Annotated in this window: 2 protein-coding genes and 1 pseudogene; 2 read left to right on the top strand and 1 reads right to left on the bottom strand. The window is 63.6% G+C overall.

Features of this window, described 5'->3' with window-relative positions:
* Both F6Q13_RS17425 and F6Q13_RS17420 read left to right on the top strand, forming a co-directional pair.
* On the top strand, positions 1-192 hold a 192-nt coding region (locus tag F6Q13_RS17425; protein ID WP_293059226.1), incomplete at its 5' end, for a class I SAM-dependent methyltransferase.
* A 109-nt stretch (positions 193-301) separates the two neighbouring features.
* Positions 302-1,198 (top strand): cyclopropane mycolic acid synthase family methyltransferase, encoded by an 897-nt coding sequence (locus tag F6Q13_RS17420; RefSeq protein ID WP_293059223.1) that lies wholly within the window; start codon positions 302-304, stop codon positions 1,196-1,198.
* A 20-nt stretch (positions 1,199-1,218) separates the two neighbouring features.
* Here the strand turns inward: F6Q13_RS17420 and F6Q13_RS17415 are convergent.
* Positions 1,219-1,410: pseudogene (locus tag F6Q13_RS17415) on the bottom strand (50S ribosomal protein L1); the annotation flags it as partial.

Below are 1,410 nucleotides of genomic sequence, written 5' to 3'. Positions count from 1 at the left end.
CGGCAGTCGCTGCAGCCGCACTACGCCAAGACCCTCGACCACTGGGCGGCGGCGCTGGAGTCCAACAAGGACAAAGCCGTCGAAATCCAGTCCGAGGAGGTCTACCAGCGCTACCTGCACTACCTCACCGGCTGCGCCAAAGGATTCCGCGCCGGCTACATCGACGTCAACCAATTCACGTTGGCGAAGTAGATAACGGTGGGCAAAAAGCCCGGGTGGAGCCGCAGCGGCAGTTCGGGGCGGGTATTGTCTTTCACCAATCGCCCACGGTGCGGACAGCAGGAAGGACGGCAACAGACAAATGCCCGACACGCCGAGTACCCCGCTGCCGACGCGGACCCGCCCCGCCGATATCCAGGCCCACTACGACCTGTCCGACGACTTCTTCGGCCTGTTTCAAGATGCGACCCGGACCTACAGCTGCGCCTATTTCGAGCGTGACGACATGACGCTCGAGGAAGCCCAGATCGCCAAGGTCGACCTGAACCTGGACCGGCTGGACCTGCGGCCGGGCATGACGCTGCTGGACATCGGCTGCGGATGGGGCACCACGATGCGCCGCGCCATCGAGCGCTACGACGTCAATGTCATCGGCCTGACCCTGTCGCGAAATCAGCAGGCCGCCGCCCAGAAGCTGCTGGACAGCCTCGAGACCGACCGCTCGTATCGGGTGTTGTTGCGGGGTTGGGAAGACTTCAGCGAACCGGTCGATCGGATCGTGTCCATCGAGGCGTTCGAACACTTCGGCCACGAAAACTACCCACACTTCTTCAAGAACTGTTTCGCGATCATGCCCGACGACGGGCGGATGACCGTGCAGAGCAGCGTCAGCTATCACCCTTACGATCTGCACGCCCGCGGCAAGAAGATCACCTTCGAAACCGCGCGGTTCATCAAGTTCATCATCACCGAGATCTTCCCGGGGGGCCGGCTACCCAGCACTCAGATGATGGTCGAGCAGGGACGAAATGCCGGGTTCGTGGTTCCCGAACCGCTGTCGCTGCAGCCGCACTATGTCAAGACGCTGCAGATCTGGGGCGACGCGCTGGAAGCCAACCACGACAAAGCCGTCGAGATCACCTCCGAGGAGGTCTATCAGCGCTACATGCGCTACCTGCGCGGCTGCCAGCGCTACTTCGCCGACGAGGCGCTCGACTGCAGCCTGGTCACCTATCTCAAGCCCGGCGCGGTCGCGTAGCACAGCGGCCGGCCCGGCGGTTACTCCGCGGTGAAGTTGCGGGTGATCGACGGGTCGACCGGAATGCCGGGGCCGGTGGTGGTGGAGACCGTGACCTTCTTGAGGTAGCGGCCCTTGGACGCCGACGGCTTGAGCCGCAGCACCTCGTCGATCGCCGCGCCGTAGTTCTCGGCCAGGCTCTTCTCGTCGAACGACGCCTTGCCGATGACGAA

Origin of the sequence: Mycobacterium sp. (assembly GCF_008709575.1) — a bacterium.
Lineage (GTDB): Bacteria > Actinomycetota > Actinomycetes > Mycobacteriales > Mycobacteriaceae > Mycobacterium.
Note: the sequence above shows the minus strand (reverse complement) of the source record. Positions and strands in the feature narration are given on the sequence as shown.

What these genes read in the sequence shown, in the direction of transcription:
- F6Q13_RS17420 (WP_293059223.1), top strand. Translation starts at nt 302, where the DNA reads ATGCCCGACACGCCGAGTACCCCGCTGCCGACGCGGACCCGCCCCGCC.